Below are 15,531 nucleotides of genomic sequence, written 5' to 3' on the forward strand. Positions count from 1 at the left end.
GCATCGCCTTCAAGGAGCACGCCATGAGCATTCGCCTCGGCATCAACCCGCTGACCTGGACCAACGACGACCTGCCGAGCCTCGGCGGCGACACCCCCCTGGAGACCTGCCTGACCGAGGGTCGCGAGGCCGGCTTCTCGGGCTTCGAGCTCGGCCAGAAGTTTCCCCGCACCCCCGATGCCCTGTCGAAGGTGCTGGGTGACCATGACCTATCGCTGGTCTCCGGCTGGTATTCCAGCCGCCTGCTGGAGCGCAGCCCCGAGGAGGAGATCGAGGCGATCAAGGATCACCTCCAGCTGCTCAAGCAGTGCGGCGCCAAGGCCATGGTGTTCTGCGAGGTCAGCCGCTGCATCCACGGCGACCAGTCCCACCCGGTCTCCCAGCGCCCGACTCTCAGCGACGCCGACTGGGTGCGCCTCACCGAGGGCCTCAACGTGGTCGGCGACTACCTGAAGGCACAGGGCGTGCACATGGCCTATCACCACCACCTGGGCACCGTGGTGGAAAGCCAGGCGGATGTCGAACGCCTGATGGATAACACCCGCGATTCGGTGGGCCTGCTGCTCGATTTCGGGCATCTGGTCGGAGCCGGCGGCGATCCGCTCGCCATCGCCACCCGCTACGCCTCCCGCATCCAGCATGTGCACTGCAAGGACATGCGCTTCCCGGTACTCGATGAATGGCGCAACCGCGACAAGAGCTTCCTCGACGGAGTGCTCGATGGCCTCTTCACCGTGCCGGGCGACGGCAACATCGACTTCCTGCCCACGCTGCAGCACCTGCGCGAGAACGGCTACCAGGGCTGGCTGGTGGTGGAGGCCGAGCAGGACCCCAAGGTGGCCGACCCGCTGACCTATGCCCGGCGGGGCTATCGCAACCTGCATGCCCTCGCCGAACAGGCCGGCTTCACGATCGACAAATAGGCCACTCGCGACACCACTCCCCGACACATAGCAGGCGTCATCGCGATGCGATGACGGACGCTTCGACGACCTCACTATTCGACGATACAGGTACCCGACATGAACCAGATTCACCACTTTCTCAACGGCAGCATCGTCGAGGGCCGCAGCCAACGCTTCGCCCCCGTCTACAACCCCGCCACCGGCGAACAGAGCGCCCAGGTGGCACTCGCCACCGCGGACGAAACCCGGGACGCCGTGCGACAGGCCCATGATGCCTTCGCGGCCTGGTCGAGGGTCTCGCCCCTCAAGCGCTCGCGCATCCTGTTCAAGTTCAAGGCACTGGTCGAGGCCCATACCGATGAGCTGGCGGCCATGATCTCCCGCGAGCACGGCAAGGTGTTCTCCGATGCCAAGGGCGAAGTGACCCGGGGGCTCGAGGTGGTCGAGTTCGCCTGCGGCATCCCGCACCTGCAGAAGGGCGAGCATTCGATGAACGTCGGCACCGGGGTCGACAGCTACTCGATGATGCAGCCGCTGGGCGTCTGCGCCGGCATCTCGCCGTTCAACTTCCCGGCCATGGTGCCGATGTGGATGTTCCCCATCGCCCTGGCCTGCGGCAATACCTTCGTCATGAAGCCGTCCGAGAAGGACCCGTCCACGCCCATGCGCCTGGCCGAGCTGCTCAAGGAGGCCGGGCTGCCCGACGGCGTCTTCAACGTGGTCAACGGCGACAAGGAATCGGTGGACGTGCTGCTCACCGACGAGCGCGTCCAGGCGGTGAGCTTCGTCGGCTCCACCCCGATCGCCGAGTACATCTATGCCACCGCCTCGGCCCACGGCAAGCGGGTCCAGGCGCTGGGCGGCGCCAAGAACCACATGGTGATCATGCCCGATGCCGACCTGGATCAGGCGGTGGATGCCCTGATGGGGGCGGCCTACGGCAGCGCCGGCGAGCGCTGCATGGCGATCTCGGTAGCGGTGCCGGTGGGTGAGCAGACCGCCCAGCGCCTGCGCGAGAAGCTCATCGCCCGGCTCGAGACGCTCCGCGTCGGCCCGGGCCTGGTGGATGGCCCGGACAACGACATGGGGCCGCTGGTCACCAAGGAGCACCTGGAGAAGGTCAAAGGTTATATCGCCACCGGCGTCGAGGAAGGCGCCGAGCTGGTGGTGGATGGTCGCGAGGCCGTCATCGAGGGCAGCGGCGACGGCTACTTCGTCGGCGGCACCCTGTTCGACCGCGTCACACCGGGCATGCGCATCCACGCGGAAGAGATCTTCGGCCCGGTGCTGGCCATCGCCCGGGCGGCGAGCTTCGACGACGCAGTGGCGATGATCAACGCCCACGAGTACGGCAACGGCACCGCCATCTTCACCCGCGACGGCGACGCCGCGCGCCAGTACTGCGAGCAGATCCAGGTCGGCATGGTCGGCGTCAACGTGCCGATCCCGGTGCCCATGGCCTTCCACAGCTTCGGCGGCTGGAAGCGCTCGCTGTTCGGCCCGCTGCACATGCACGGCCCGGACGGGGTGCGCTTCAATACCCGCATGAAGACCATCACCCAGCGCTGGCCGAGCGGCATTCGTGAAGAGACCAACCACTTCACCATGCCGACCCTGTGACCAACGCCCGATCTCGCGTTCCATCTTCACGCCGGGCCTCGTGCCCGGCGTTTTTTCAGGAGTCTACGCCATGCCCCTCGTGACCATCAGTGTACCCGCCCATCGTCCCGCCGCTCGGCGCAAGCAGGTTGCCAACCTGGTCAATGCCGCGGTGATCGAAACGCTCGACTTCCCGGCAGACGATCGCTACCAGCTCCTCCAGTCCTTGCCGGCCGAAGACATGGAGCTACAGCAGCGCAACGGCGACGCCGTGGTCCTGCAGTTGACCATGCGCGCCGGCCGCCCGATTGAGGCCAAACAGGCCTTCTATCGGCGCATCGCGGAGGATCTTCGCCTACATGCCGACATCGACCCCGCCAACGTGATGATCGTGATCACCGAGAACCGCGACGCCGACTGGTCGTTCAGCGACGGCGTGGCACAGTTCCTGGAAGAGTCCGATGTCCCGGCAGGCTGCTTCTTCAGGCCGGAACGCGAGACTAGTCCTGTGTCGTGAACGCTGGGAAACACCGGCTCAGGAGTCGGAATATCGCGTCATGGCGCGTCAAGGCAACCGGTGGTGCCTCCATGGCGCGTTTTTCATGCGCTCGACCGCTGCCTCCCTTTGCCGGCCAGACGAACCGCTTCTCAGGGGGTAGACCAAAGTATGGAACGCTTATATTGAATGAAAAATTTATGGAATCTATATTCTAAAACAAGCATTCCATTTGTTTCACCGGTAGCGCCCCCGGTGGATTACTTACAAAAGAAAGGAGCGAGGCACATGAGCACGCCAGCCCAGTCCTACGCCGCCAGCGAAATACCTGTAGATGGCACCGGCGGAGCCGGAGAATTCGAGCGCCAGAGGATCCCCCCCAGCCAGCAGCTCAGCGGCAAGTATTTTCTCGGCGCCTACGCTGGCGAACACGTCGCCGGCACCGAGTTCGTCATCGGGGCTTCCCTGGTCTCGCTGGGAGTCAGCACCGTCGACCTGCTGTGGGGCCTGCTGATCGGCAACCTGATGGCAGTGCTCTCCTGGGCCTGGATCTGCAGCCCACTAGCCACACGTTCTCGCATGACCATCTATTGGTACCTGGAGCGCCTCGCCGGTAAACGCCTTGCTGCCGTCTACAGCCTCTTGAATGGTCTGATCTTCGCCGTCACCGCCGGCGCCATGATCACCGTATCGGCCTCGGCCTTTCGCGTGGTCACCAGCATCCCCCCGCAAACGGCTTGGTACCCTCAAAGCTTGAGCTTCGTCGCGCTGGTGCTGTTCGTCGGCGCCATCACCGTGTGGATGACGATCAAGGGCTTCAAGCTGATCGCCAATTTCTCTACCGTCTGTTCGCCATGGATGGCGGCCATGTTCCTGGCCAGTGGCGTCATATCCGTTCCGGTACTGCTGCACATGGGCGAGCTCGAGGGATTCGCGACGTTATCCGGCGTGGTCGATACCTTCGTGTGGTCCGGTACGACGCCAGAGGGCGATCCCGGCATTTCCATGTGGGTGATCGCGGCCTGGGCCTGGGGATGTAACCTGCCCATGCACCTTGGCATGAGCGACATGAGCATCCTGCGCTTCGCCCGCAAGTCTTCCTATGGCTACTTCTCCGCGGCCGGCATGTACATCGGCCACTACATGGCCTGGGTCTGCGCCGGCCTGATGGGTGCCACCGCCGCACTGCTGGCTCAGTCCGAGTTACTCGGCATGGATCCCGGTGGCATCGCTTTCCGTATCCTCGGCGCCATGGGCCTGGTCGCTGTGGTGGTCGCCGGCTGGACCACGTCGATCCCGAGCCTGTACCGCGCTGGATTGGCGTTCCAGTCCGTCTTCACGCAGTACTCCCGCGTTAGTGTCACCGTCGCGGCGGGCGTCGTGACCACACTCATCGCCTGTTTTCCGTTCGTGTTCACCCAGTGGCTGAACGTGTTGTCCTATTTCTTCATCCTGATCGCACCGATCGGCGCCATCATCGTGGCCGAACACTTCCTCCTGCCGCGACTTGGCATGCGCCCCTTCTGGCGCGAAGCCCAAGGGCTTCGCCACAACAAGCCGGCCGTCCTGGCGTGGATCATCGGTATTGGTGTAGGGGTTGCCCTGCTGCTCGAGGGTTCCGTGCATCTCTTCGCGCTGTTCATTCCTGGATGGCTGGCAAGCTTGGTCGCCTATCCCCTGCTGTGTCGGGCCACTGGCGTAGAGAAGCATCATGACGGTGACGTTTACCTTGATGCCTATGGGCCAGTACAACCGGAGGAGACCGTTGGCATGAGTGCTCAACAGGCGCCGGTCAACGTCCGTGATCCTTGGTACTTCATTGCCATCGGATGCCTGTTGATCATCTTGGGGGCTGCTGGCTGGGCCTGGCTCGAGGAAGGCGGTGTTATCGCTCACCTGGAGGCCTTCCAGAACCTGATCGTGGTACCAACTGCACTCTATTTCCTCGCTGCGACTCTGTGGATGCGCAATCGTCGCAAGCCTCGGCACCAGCCGTCCTAATCGGATTAGCTAACACATTGCCATGCGTGTTCCAGCCCCATTCAGAAGCATGCCGCCGGCATGACCCGACTTTTCACAACCCATAGGACGCAACTCATGACTCTCAAGATCGGTGTGATCGGCACTGGCGCTATCGGCCGCGAACATATTCATCGCATCACTCACACGCTCAAGGGCGCTCGGGTGGTAGCGGTCAATGACTTCAACCCCGAACAGGCCCATGCCGTGGTCGATGATCTTGGCCTCGACGCCCAGGTCTACGCCAGCGGCGTGGAGGTCATCCAGGCCCCCAACGTCGATGCTCTGATCGTCACCTCGTCAGGGCAGACCCACGAGGAGTTCGTACTAGCGGCCATCGATGCCGGTAAGCCGGTATTCTGCGAGAAGCCGCTGGCGGTCACAGCCGAAGGCTGTCGCCGCATCGTTGACGCCGAGATGCAAGCCGGACGCAAGCTGGTCCAGGTGGGTTTCATGCGCCGCTTCGACCACTCCTACCGCCAGCTCAAGCAGGCATTGGACACCGACACCATCGGCGCTCCGCTGATCCTGAACTGCGTCCACCGCAACCCTCAGTCGCCGAGCGCGGACTTCAGCGGCGACATGGCGCTGACCGACTCCTGCGTGCACGAATTCGACGTGCTGCGTTGGCTGCTCGAGGACGACTATGTCAGCGCCCAGGTGATCCAACCGCGCAAGACGCGATTGTGCAACGAGTCACTGCAGGATCCCCACGTCATCCTGCTGAGTACCCGTGCAGGCATCCACATCTCCATCGAGAGCTTCGTCAACTGTCAGTACGGCTATGACATTCAGTGCCAGGTGGTAGGCGAGAGAGGTACCGCCAGCTTGCCCGAACCGGCCAGCGTGTCTGTACGCCATGCGGCCAAGCTGTCCTCAGACATCCTGGTCAGCTGGAAAGATCGCTTCATGGACGCCTTCGACATCGAGTTCCAGGAATGGGTTGATGCTACCACCCAGGGACAAATGAATGGCCCCAGCGCCTGGGATGGCTACGTGGTCGCGGTGACCAGCGATGCCTGCGTCAAGGCCAAGCATTCCGGCCAGATCGAGCCCATCGAGCTGCCCGGGCGTCCGGCCTTCTACGACCGCTAGGCGCCCAAAGGCCCGCGCATCGGACGGACGACGCCGGCCTCCCCTCCATTACGCCGCCCTGCCCAGGGGCGGCGTCTGGCCTGACGCATGGCCTTTGCCATGCCACTCCATTTTCAAGACTCACCAAGGAGAATCCCCATGTCTCAGTCCTCTTCTCTGGCCGGGCAGGTCGCCGTGGTCACCGGTTCCACCCAGGGCCTCGGCGAGGCCGTGGCCCGACGCCTCGCGGGACTCGGCCTCGCCGGCCTGGTGCTCTGCGGTCGTAATCGGGACAAGGGACAGGCTCTCGCCGATGCGCTCTCGACCGAGACCTGCCAGGCGGTATTCGTGGCCGCCGATCTGGGGCAAGTGGCAGATTGCCGGCACATCATCGCTGTAGCCGACGATCACTTCGGACGTATCGATGTATTGGTCAACTGCGCCGGCAATACCGAGCGTGGCTCCCTGCTCGATACCGATGAGGCGGCCTTCGATCGGTTGTTCGACGTCAATACCAAGGCGCCTTTCTTCCTCATGCAGGATGCCGCCAAGCTGATGATCCGCGAGGGCATCGAAGGGCGCATGGTCAACATCCTCAGCATGTCGGGACACGGCGGCCAGCCCTTCATCAGCGCTTACTGTGGCAGCAAAGGGGCGCTGACGACCCTGACCCGCAATGCCGCCTTCTCGCTGATGCGCAACCGCATCCGGGTCAACGGCCTCAACATCGGCTGGATGAACACGCCCGGTGAGGATCGGATCCAGAAGACCTTCCACGGTGCCGCAGACGACTGGCGGGCGAAAGCCGAAGCCGAGCAGCCGGCGGGACGGTTGCTGGAACCGATGGAGGTCGCCGGCGGCGTCGAGTTCCTGGTCACAGGGGCTTCCGGCATGATGAGCGGTGCCATCATCGACTTTGATCAGCAGGTGCTGGGCTGCTACGAGGATACCCCCCAGCCACAGGCCGCCATGTCCTTGAGCTAAGTTCAGAGCTGCCCGCCCCGCGGTGGGCCGGCCCACCGCGAGGTGTCGAGGCCTTAGCCTCGCTGCAGGAAATCCACCGGCAGCGGGGCGGGGCGCTCGAAGTCCGTGGCCAGTTCCAGGAAGCAGCGCTCCCTGGCCGAGGTCAGCAGGCCTTCCATGAGCTCCATGGCGTGCAGGGCCATGCGCCCGCTGGCCCGCTCTTCGCGTCCCTCGCCAATGGCCAGAGCCATGTCGACCAGGCCGATACCGCGGCTGTTGTCGGCATGGCTGGTCGAGGTGAAGGGATGCTCGCAGGGGACCTCTTCCCAGTCGCTGAGCGGCTGCTGGCGCGGCATACCCTTCCAGCGATAGTTGTCTCGTGTCCTCAACAGCACCTTACCACCGAAGAGATTGGGGCCGTCGGTGGGATCGATGTCCGGCAGGCAGAGGGTGCCCTTGGTGCCATAGATCTCCAGCCGTGGAAGCTCGGAATCCCAGACGTCGAAACTGGTGAGAAGCGTGCCGATGGCGCCGCTGGCAAACTCCAGATTGCCGGTGATGTGGGTGTCCACCTCGACGTCGATGGACTCACCGCGCCGCGGCTCGCTCTCGATGATGCGCGTGTCGAAGGCGCGGCTGGCCATGGCGCTGCAGCGCCGGACGGGTCCCAGCAGGGACAAGAGTGCAGTGACGTAGTAAGGCCCGATATCGAGCAACGGACCGCCACCCGCCTGGTAGAAGAAATCGGGGTTGGGGTGAAACCACTCGTGGCCGTGGCTGACGACGAAGGCGTTGGCGCCGACGATGTCGCCGAGAGTGCCGTCATCGATCAGCTTGCGACAGGTCTGCAGGCGTCCGCCCAGGAAGGTGTCCGGCGCACTGCCGACGTACAGGCCCTTCTGGCGGGCCAGCTCGATGATGCGCCGACTCTCTTCGTAGCTGGCCGCAAGGGGTTTCTCGGTATAGACGTGCTTGCCCGCTTCCAGGGCCGCCAGGTTGATCTCGGCGTGCGCCGCCGGCACCGCTAGATTGAGCACGATATCGATCTCGGGGTCGTCGAGCAGCGCCTGTGCGTCCGGGTAGGCCCGTGGCACACCGTGGCGGGCGGCGACGGCCTCCGCCTTGTCCAGGCGACGCCCGGCGCAGGCCACCACCTCGACGATATCTCGGTAGCGGGCAAGGTTGGCGAAATAGACATCGCTGATGTCGCCGATGCCCACGATTCCGATCTTGAAGGTACTTTCCATGTAACGCCTCCTGGCTATCCGATTGCTTGTGCCCACGCCGTACATGCCATGCGGAAGGGAGCCATGGCGCATGGCCGATCTTCGCGGATCGGCGATTATGGGATGCGCGGGTACCGGCTAGAGCCTAGGGTTGATGAAATAAAAATTCTATTTATACCAAAGTATAGAACGATTAGTTTGCATTGGATTGAAATTGGAATCTATATTTCAAGACGCACGGTCGACATGCTCATTCCCACCACATAAACACAAGAGGTCCGTCGCCATGCCCACCCTGCTTCGTTCGCTGACGATGTTTCATGCCATCCCCGTTCCCCTGAGCTGGCTCCAGCCCAGCGTCACAAGGCCGGATGATCCTTTGAACGCGGACACCCATTGAACAACAACGAACCGGCGCCCTGATCGCGCCATCAGGAGGTTTCCCCATGAGTGACACAGCCCCTAGCCCACAGCCGCCCGCCGACGAGCGCGTTCAGCACGTCAGCGTGTTCAAGCGGCTGCTCAGCCGTCCCGAATGTGGCGCCGTCGCCGGTGCCTTCCTGGTGATGGTGTTCTTCCTCATTGCCGCCGGCGACACCGGCATGTTCACCGGCACCGGCATCATCAACTTTCTCGAAGTGGCGGCCATGCTGGGTATCATCGCCGTGGCGGCCGCCCTGCTGATGATCGGCGGCGAGTTCGACCTGTCGATCGGCTCGATGATCGGCTTCGTCGGCATGCTGATCGCGATCCCGGCGATCGAATACGGCTGGCCACTGTGGTCGGCACTGCTGTTCGGTTTCGTCTGCGCACTGCTGGTCGGCCTGCTGAACGGTTGGCTGGTGGTACGCACCGGCCTGCCATCGTTCATCGTCACGCTGGGCTTTCTGTTTATCCTGCGCGGACTGGCCATCGGCCTCCCACGGTTGTTCACCGATCGTACCCAGGTCGGTGGCGTTCACCAGGCCATGCAGAACGACTGGCTGGCGCCACTATTCTCGGGTGAGGTAGGCACGGGGCTGTTCCAATGGCTGGCTGATATCGGAGTCATCGCCACCAACTTCGCCGGCAATCCCACGGTCAGCGGCATTCCGGTGTCCATCGTGTGGTGGTTCGGACTGACCGCGGTTGCCACCTGGGTGCTGCTGGGCACGCGCTTTGGCAACTGGATCTTCGCCTGCGGCGGAGACCCCAATGCCGCACGCAACGTCGGTGTGCCGGTTAAGCGAGTCAAGATCGCGCTGTTCGCATTTACCGCCCTGTGCGCCGCCATCTACGCCGCCCTCCAGGTCATGGACACCGGTTCCGCCGACAGCATGCGCGGCATGCTCAAGGAGCTGCAGGCGATCATCGCGGTGGTGATCGGCGGTGCCCTGCTGACCGGGGGCTACGGCTCGGCCATCGGCGCGACCTTCGGCGCCCTGATCTTCGGCACCGTACAGATGGGGATCTTCTATACCGGCGTGAACACCGACTGGTTCCAGGTCTTCCTCGGCGCGATGCTGCTGGTCGCGGTGCTGTTCAACAACTATGTGCGCAAGAAAGCGCTGGAGGCCAAGTGATGTCTACGCAAACTCCGATGATCGAAATGCGCAGCGTCGGCAAGCGCTTCGGCAGCGTTATCGCCCTCAACGACATCTCGATGAAGGTCTGCAGCGGCGAGGTGATGTGTCTGCTTGGCGACAACGGTGCCGGCAAGTCGACCCTGATCAAGACCCTGTCGGGGGTGCACAAGCCTACCGAGGGCGAGATGCTGGTGGCGGGCAAGCCAACTCGGTTCCGCAATCCCGCCAAGGCGCTGGACGCCGGTATCGCCACGGTATTCCAGGATCTGGCGATGATTCCCATGATGTCGATCACCCGCAACTTCTTCATGGGCCGCGAGCCGACCATCGGCTGGGGACCGTTCAAGCGCATCGACTGGCAGTTCGCCGAGCGGGTGGCGCGGGAGGAGATGGCCAAGATCGGCATCGACATCCGTGACCCCAGCCAGCCGGTGGGCACCCTCTCCGGGGGCGAGCGCCAGTGTGTGGCCATCGCTCGGGCGGTGTACTTCGGGGCCAAGGTGCTGATCCTCGACGAGCCGACCTCGGCACTCGGGGTCAAGCAGGCCTCGGTGGTACTGCGCTACATCGCCAAGGCGCGCTCCGATGGCCTGGCGGTGATCTTCATTACCCACAACGTCCATCATGCCTATCCCGTTGCCGATGCCTTCACCCTGCTCAAGCGGGGCACCAGCCTCGGCACCTTCCGCAAGTCGGAGGTGAGTCGCGAGGAGGTGCTCAACATGATGGCCGGCGGTGCCGAGCTCGAAAGCCTCGATGCCGAGCTGGCCGAGTTCCAGCGCAACGACCGAGAGCGAACCGAGTCGGCAGCACCGGCAGTGCGCCTGGCCAACGGCCATTGAGCCGCGCCCGGTCCATGGACCGGGCCGCATGACCCCGCCGGGCGTCACGGCGCCCTTTTCCTTCTTGCCAAGGAGACCGCCATGACTCCGCCACTGCGTCACTTCGGTGCCTCGGAACGGCTGGATCTCGTTCGCTTCGCTGCCCTGTGCGAACGTCACACCGAGCCCGCCGACTATTCTCTGGCAGAGCGCCTCTCCGCCGGTGTTCCCGTCTACGATGGTCGGCGTGCCCTCGAGCTCGGCGCGCGGGTGGATACGCGAGCGTCACTGCTCGACGAATGGCATCAGGGGCTGCTCGAGGGTCCCGGGGTGCTGGTTATCGAGGGGATGTTCGCCGATACCCGGGTCATCGATGACGCCAGCGAGGCCTTCTTCGCCATCATCGAGTCGGAGCGGGCGGCCGGCGCCAAGGGCGATCATTTTGCCCCCGCCGGCAGCAACGATCGCATCTGGAACGCTTTCCAGAAGCATGGCCTGACGGCCCCCGAGAATTTCCTCGCCTACTATGCCAATCCCCTGCTGGCACTGGTCAGCGAGGCCTGGCTGGGGCCTCATTATCAGGTCACATCGCAGGTCAACGTCGTCAATCCGGGCGGCCAGGCACAGCGACCCCATCGCGATTACCACCTTGGTTTCCAGGACGATGCCAGCGTGGCGCGCTATCCACTGCCCATGCAGGTGGCTTCGCAGCTGCTGACCCTGCAGGGGGCCATCGCCCACAGCGACATGCCGCTGGATACAGGCCCGACCCAATTGCTTCCCTATTCCCAACGCTATCCGGAGGGCTACCTGGCCTATCGCGATCCGGCATTCCGCGACTACTTTGCCGAACACGCCCTTCAGCTGCCGTTGGCAAAGGGAGATGGCCTCTTCTTCAATCCGGCGCTGTTCCATGCCGCCGGCGAAAATCGCAGTCGCGATCGACGGCGCATGGCCAACCTGCTGCAGGTGTCGTCGGCGTTTGGTCGGCCCATGGAGGCGGTCGATTCCCGCCGGCTGATCGAGGCCTGCTATCCGGCGCTGCTCGACGCCTACCGTCGCGAGAGCCTGTCACCTGGCATTCAAGCCTTTCTTACCGCGGTCGCCGAGGGCTATGCCTTCCCGGCAAACCTCGACCTGACGCCGCCCGAGTCCGGCATGGCGCCGGAGACTCAGCGCCGGCTCGTGGAGCGCGCCCTGGAGCAGGCATGGTCGCCAACAACCATCGGGAAAGCCCTTGAGCGACTGGAAGAATTGCGCCGGCCCTGACGGAGTCGAATTTACGCCGACTCACTCGATGTTGATGCCGTCCTGGGCAAGTCGTCGTGACGCCAGCCCAGGTGGAGCGTTTGATGACCCGATGAGAATATTTTTTCCATTAATACCAAAGTATAGAACATAAAATTTGAACGTATTTAAAATAGAATATATGTTCAAAGAGACCGGATGGGTCGTCACCGAATCGATGCAGCCGGCCTCGCGACAAGGAACAACACTTGCTGCGATGGTTGACAGACAGGCCCGAGAATAGAGGGCAAGCGCCGCAAGCATCGAGTACGAATGCACGATAGCGCCAGTCGACGATTCAGCGAAAAACCGTCGTTACTATCAAGAACAATCACGGAGAACCGTCATGCAAAAGCGACTCAAGAACCTCTCTCTCGGGCTCATGGCCGGGGCCTGCCTCGTAGGTGGTAGCAGTGCAGTCAATGCCCAGGACGCCGGTGGTTCGGAGCCCCTGGATATCATCGCCATCACCCATATCGTGGCCGCCGACCCCTTCGGCGCGGTGCTCAAGAACGGCTTCGAAGACGCCGCCGAGGCCATGAACGTCAACATGAGGTACCAGTCGCCCGCCCAATACGACACGGCACAGATGCAGCGCATGATCGAGCAGGCTGTGGCCGCGAGCCCCGACGGCATAGCCCTGACGATTCCCGATCCCAGTGCCTTCGCGGGGCCGATACAGGAAGCGATCGATTCCGGGATTCCGGTCGTTGCCCTGAACTCCGGCGAGACAGTCGCCCATGATCTGGGGGCGCTGGCCTACGTGGGACAGAGCGAGTATCGCTCCGGCAAGCTGGCCGGCGAGCGCATGAAAGAGGCAGGTGTTGAGCATCCGGTCTGCGTCAATTTCGCCCCCGGGCAGGCACAGTTGGACGCCCGTTGCAGCGGCTTCGATGAGGGCTTTGGCGGCGGAAGTACCCAACTATCCACGACCCAGGACCCCACCGAGATCACCAATGCCGTCTTCGCTTATCTCAACAGTAATCCCGATACCGACGGCATCATGAGCCTGGGCTCGCTGTCGACCGACCCGCTGCTCGCCATGCTGCGTGACCAGAACGCCCTGGAACAGATCTCCCTGGCGACCTTCGATCTGTCGCCGCAGACGCTCGAGGCGGTGCGTGACGGCGACATGCTGTTCGCCATCGACCAGCAGCAGTATCTGCAGGGCTACCTGCCGGTGGTGATGCTGTCGCTCTACAATCGCTATGGGCTGATGCCTACCACCGATGTCCAGACCGGCCCCAACTTCATCACCCAGGATGATGCCTCCCAGGTCATCGAGCTGACGGATCAAGGCTTCCGCTGATTCCCGCCCCACGCCCTCGGTCGGCCATACTTAGCGTATGGTCGGCCGTATTGACTTCCCACATGATTTCGCGGAGACCGCATGAAGATTGGAATCGTCACCGACAGCTTGGCGAACCTCGGCCTTGATGAACTGCTGGCTTTCTGCGCCGAACAAGGCATCGATAGCGTTGAGTTCGCCATCGGTAACTGGTCCAACTCGCCGCACCTCGACGCCGCCGCTCTGCTGGAAAGCCAAAGCAAGCGTCAAGAGCTTAAGTCCAAGCTTCTTCACCATGGCCTCACCATCTCGGCCTTCAATGCCAACGGCAACTCAATGCACCCTACTGATGGCGAGCGACAGGACGCTGTCGTACGCCAGGCCATCCGGCTCTCGGAGCACTTCGATGTGCCTAGGGTCAACCTGATGTCCGGGCTCCCGGCCGGGGCTGCCGGTGACAGCATGCCCAACTGGGTGACTGCCGCCTGGCCGCCGGAAACACATCGCATGCTCGACTACCAGTGGAATGAGGTCGCGATCCCCTACTGGCGAGAGCTGGTTTCCTACGCCAACGACCACGGCATCCACCAGCTCTGCCTGGAAATGCACGGCAACCAGCTGGTCTACAATATGCCGTCCTTCCTGCGCCTGCATGGGGCCGTAGGCGATACCGTGGGCCTCAACTTCGATCCCAGCCACCTGTTCTGGATGGGCGGCGACCCGATCGAGATCGTCAAGCGCTACGCACGGCACATCTACCATGTGCATGCCAAGGATACTTACCTGCATCCCGGCAACCTGGCCCACAACACACGGCTCGACCATCTGCCCATGGACCGTTTCCAGGAGCGCAGCTGGTCCTACGTGACGCTGGGGTATGGCCACGGCGAGTCCTGGTGGCGCGATTTCTGCTATTGGCTGCAGGCCGGGGGCTATCAGGATGGCGTGCTGAGTATCGAACATGAGGACATCAACCTGTCGCGTCGCGAGGGGGTGATCCGCTCCGTCGCGCTGCTGCGAAATTGCATGCCCACCGAGACACCCGATTTCGAACTGCCCAGTTGATCCCCCTTTCACTCGTCGAACGTCGAGGAGCTCCGCCATGCCAGAGCGTCTCAACATCGGCCTGATCGGCAGCGGCTTCATGGGCCAGACCCACGCCGACGCCTATCGTCGGGCCCGTCTGCTCTACCGCGACCTGCCGCTCGAGCCCCATCTGTATGCCGTGGCCGATCTGGGCACAGAGGCGGCCGAGAGCGCACGCAAGCGCTTCGACGCCGAATTCGCCTACGGCGACTGGCGCGAGCTGGTCGCCGACCCCAGGGTCGATGTGATCGACATCACCTCGCCCAACCAGCTGCACTACGAGATGGCGATGGCCGCCATCGAGCACGGCAAGCACGTCTACTGCGAGAAGCCGCTGGCGATGAACGACGACCAGGCTGCCGCCATGCACGAGGCAGCCGAGCGCGCGGGCCTCAAGACCATGGTCGCGTTCAACAACGTCAAGACGCCGGCGGCCATGCTCGCCAAACAGCTGATCGAGGCCGGCGAGATCGGTCGGCCGACGCGCTTTCGCGGCACCTTCGATCAGGGCTTCTTCAACGACCCCGACCTGCCCTGGTCGTGGCGCTGCTCGCGGGAAGCCGCGGGCACCGGTGCGCTGGGAGACCTGGGTGCCCACACCATCAGCGTCGCCCAGTACCTGATGGGCGACGTCAGGGCGGTTTGTGCCCAGGCCCAGACCTTCTTCACCGAGCGTCCGGTCGCCTCGGGCTACGCCGGCTACTCGAGCAAGGTCGAGGCAGGAGCGGAGCGGCGTCCGGTCGACAACGACGATCAGTCTCAGGCGCTGGTCAATTTCGCCTCCGGTGCAGCCGGCGTGATCGAGAGCTCGCGAATTGCTGCCGGCAAGGTGTTTGGCATCACCTGGGAGGTCTGCGGCACGGAAGGCACTCTGATCATGGACGGCGAGCGCTTCAACGAGCTGAAGGTCTACCGCTTCTCGGACGACAAGCGTGATCGCGGCTTCAAGACCCTGCTGGTCGGCTCGCAGGTGCCTCAGTTCGGCGCCTTCTTTCCGTTCGACTTCGGCGGCGGGGCGCTAGGCTACTTCGATGTCAAGGTGATCGAGGTCCATGACCTGATCCAGGGCATCGCCGGCGACGACGGCTGCTATCCCGACTTCGCCTTCGGCCGCCACAACCAGCGCATCATCACCGCCATCGACGACTCCGCGCAGCAGCGGCACTGGGTCGATATCTGACCGACCATCAGGGAGAGCGCTC

Annotated in this window: 13 protein-coding genes; 12 read left to right on the forward strand and 1 reads right to left on the reverse strand. The window is 63.4% G+C overall.

Translation table 11 applies throughout. The annotated features are described in order from the left end of the window. Positions 1–23 precede the first annotated feature (23 nt). The 6 genes from iolE (at position 24) to ACGTNF_RS04560 (ending at position 7,077) form a co-directional block, all read left to right on the forward strand. Positions 24–923: a myo-inosose-2 dehydratase gene (iolE, locus tag ACGTNF_RS04535; protein WP_394600622.1), complete on the forward strand. Its 900-nt coding sequence runs from the start codon at positions 24–26 to the stop codon at positions 921–923. A gap of 99 nt (positions 924–1,022) precedes the next feature. Next, positions 1,023–2,525, forward strand: coding sequence for a CoA-acylating methylmalonate-semialdehyde dehydrogenase (locus ACGTNF_RS04540; protein WP_394600623.1), 1,503 nt, complete (start codon positions 1,023–1,025; stop codon positions 2,523–2,525). Positions 2,526–2,595: 70 nt separating this feature from the next. Beyond that, positions 2,596–3,021, forward strand: coding sequence for a tautomerase family protein (locus ACGTNF_RS04545; protein WP_394600624.1), 426 nt, complete (start codon positions 2,596–2,598; stop codon positions 3,019–3,021). 267 nt (positions 3,022–3,288) lie between these two features. Further along, the gene (locus ACGTNF_RS04550) at positions 3,289–5,001 is read left to right on the forward strand and encodes a purine-cytosine permease family protein (RefSeq protein WP_394600625.1); all 1,713 of its coding nucleotides are present in this window, start codon (positions 3,289–3,291) and stop codon (positions 4,999–5,001) included. Positions 5,002–5,097: 96 nt separating this feature from the next. Continuing rightward, positions 5,098–6,114, forward strand: a complete 1,017-nt coding sequence (locus ACGTNF_RS04555; RefSeq protein ID WP_394600626.1) for a Gfo/Idh/MocA family oxidoreductase — start codon at positions 5,098–5,100, stop codon at positions 6,112–6,114. Between the two features lie 87 nt (positions 6,115–6,201). Continuing rightward, the gene (locus tag ACGTNF_RS04560) at positions 6,202–7,077 is read left to right on the forward strand and encodes an SDR family oxidoreductase (RefSeq protein WP_394600627.1); all 876 of its coding nucleotides are present in this window, start codon (positions 6,202–6,204) and stop codon (positions 7,075–7,077) included. Between the two features lie 53 nt (positions 7,078–7,130). Here the strand turns inward: ACGTNF_RS04560 and ACGTNF_RS04565 are convergent, their stop codons facing one another. After that, complete coding sequence (locus ACGTNF_RS04565) at positions 7,131–8,303, reverse strand: Gfo/Idh/MocA family protein (protein ID WP_394600628.1); 1,173 nt, start codon at positions 8,301–8,303, stop codon at positions 7,131–7,133. 425 nt (positions 8,304–8,728) lie between these two features. Here ACGTNF_RS04565 and ACGTNF_RS04570 point away from each other — a divergent pair, with 425 nt between their 5' ends. From ACGTNF_RS04570 to ACGTNF_RS04595, 6 genes are all read left to right on the forward strand, one after another. Continuing rightward, on the forward strand, positions 8,729–9,844 hold the full coding sequence (locus ACGTNF_RS04570) for an ABC transporter permease (protein ID WP_394600629.1): 1,116 nt from the start codon (positions 8,729–8,731) through the stop codon (positions 9,842–9,844). Then, positions 9,844–10,689, forward strand: coding sequence for an ATP-binding cassette domain-containing protein (locus ACGTNF_RS04575; protein WP_394600630.1), 846 nt, complete (start codon positions 9,844–9,846; stop codon positions 10,687–10,689). The genes ACGTNF_RS04570 and ACGTNF_RS04575 overlap by 1 nt, the downstream gene beginning before the upstream one ends. A gap of 81 nt (positions 10,690–10,770) precedes the next feature. Further along, positions 10,771–11,937, forward strand: a complete 1,167-nt coding sequence (locus ACGTNF_RS04580) for a phytanoyl-CoA dioxygenase family protein (RefSeq protein WP_394600631.1) — start codon at positions 10,771–10,773, stop codon at positions 11,935–11,937. Between the two features lie 364 nt (positions 11,938–12,301). Next, a complete protein-coding gene (locus ACGTNF_RS04585) occupies positions 12,302–13,264 on the forward strand; it encodes a sugar ABC transporter substrate-binding protein (protein ID WP_394600632.1) in 963 nt (320 codons plus the stop codon). 81 nt (positions 13,265–13,345) lie between these two features. After that, entirely contained in the window at positions 13,346–14,308 is a 963-nt protein-coding gene (locus ACGTNF_RS04590) for a sugar phosphate isomerase/epimerase family protein (protein WP_394600633.1), read from the forward strand. Between the two features lie 37 nt (positions 14,309–14,345). Further along, positions 14,346–15,509 (forward strand): Gfo/Idh/MocA family protein, encoded by a 1,164-nt coding sequence (locus tag ACGTNF_RS04595; protein ID WP_394600634.1) that lies wholly within the window; start codon positions 14,346–14,348, stop codon positions 15,507–15,509. Positions 15,510–15,531: the final 22 nt, after the last annotated feature.

Origin of the sequence: Halomonas sp. B23F22_10 (assembly GCF_043496975.1) — a bacterium.
Taxonomy (GTDB): Bacteria; Pseudomonadota; Gammaproteobacteria; order Pseudomonadales; family Halomonadaceae; genus Halomonas; species Halomonas smyrnensis.

Excerpts from the sequence above, each read along its gene's own strand:
- ACGTNF_RS04560 (WP_394600627.1), top strand. The coding sequence starts at position 6,202 with ATGGCCTTTGCCATGCCACTCCATTTTCAAGACTCACCAAGGAGAATC.
- ACGTNF_RS04580 (WP_394600631.1), top strand. The coding sequence starts at position 10,771 with ATGACTCCGCCACTGCGTCACTTCGGTGCCTCGGAACGGCTGGATCTC.
- ACGTNF_RS04585 (WP_394600632.1), top strand. The coding sequence starts at position 12,302 with ATGCAAAAGCGACTCAAGAACCTCTCTCTCGGGCTCATGGCCGGGGCC.
- ACGTNF_RS04540 (WP_394600623.1), top strand. The coding sequence starts at position 1,023 with ATGAACCAGATTCACCACTTTCTCAACGGCAGCATCGTCGAGGGCCGC.
- ACGTNF_RS04545 (WP_394600624.1), top strand. The coding sequence starts at position 2,596 with ATGCCCCTCGTGACCATCAGTGTACCCGCCCATCGTCCCGCCGCTCGG.
- ACGTNF_RS04550 (WP_394600625.1), top strand. The coding sequence starts at position 3,289 with ATGAGCACGCCAGCCCAGTCCTACGCCGCCAGCGAAATACCTGTAGAT.
- ACGTNF_RS04590 (WP_394600633.1), top strand. The coding sequence starts at position 13,346 with ATGAAGATTGGAATCGTCACCGACAGCTTGGCGAACCTCGGCCTTGAT.
- iolE (WP_394600622.1), top strand. The coding sequence starts at position 24 with ATGAGCATTCGCCTCGGCATCAACCCGCTGACCTGGACCAACGACGAC.
- ACGTNF_RS04570 (WP_394600629.1), top strand. The coding sequence starts at position 8,729 with ATGAGTGACACAGCCCCTAGCCCACAGCCGCCCGCCGACGAGCGCGTT.
- ACGTNF_RS04555 (WP_394600626.1), top strand. The coding sequence starts at position 5,098 with ATGACTCTCAAGATCGGTGTGATCGGCACTGGCGCTATCGGCCGCGAA.
- ACGTNF_RS04565 (WP_394600628.1), bottom strand. The coding sequence starts at position 8,303 with ATGGAAAGTACCTTCAAGATCGGAATCGTGGGCATCGGCGACATCAGC.
- ACGTNF_RS04575 (WP_394600630.1), top strand. The coding sequence starts at position 9,844 with ATGTCTACGCAAACTCCGATGATCGAAATGCGCAGCGTCGGCAAGCGC.
- ACGTNF_RS04595 (WP_394600634.1), top strand. The coding sequence starts at position 14,346 with ATGCCAGAGCGTCTCAACATCGGCCTGATCGGCAGCGGCTTCATGGGC.